Raw genomic sequence first — 275 nt, 5'->3', positions numbered from 1 at the left:
TCCTCGCACAGCGCGTACTCGCGCCAGTAGCGGTCGGTGTTCTGGTAGATCCGCTCGAACACCGGATGCAGCGCCTCGTCGGCCACGTGCGGCTGCCGCCAGTCGCGATCCAGGTAGCCGGCCGGAATGGCGTGGCCGAAGCGGGCCAGGTCGCGCAGGAATTCCTCGTACAGGCTGGGCGCGTCCAGCACCTGCTGCAGCTGCGCCTGGCCTTCCGGGTCGTGCGCGAACACCTGCAGCATCTGCGCGGGCTTGTTGCCCAGCAGGAACTCGAT

The 275-nt window shown here is 68.4% G+C and carries 1 pseudogene; it reads right to left on the bottom strand.

The features are described from left to right. Positions 1-275, bottom strand: a pseudogene (locus ACQG3P_RS19635) (tryptophan 2,3-dioxygenase); the annotation flags it as partial.

The sequence above is a fragment of the Stenotrophomonas sp. SrG genome (assembly GCF_050031795.1).
Lineage (GTDB): Bacteria > Pseudomonadota > Gammaproteobacteria > Xanthomonadales > Xanthomonadaceae > Stenotrophomonas > Stenotrophomonas rhizophila_A.
This window is presented reverse-complemented; position numbering and strand designations above follow the sequence as displayed.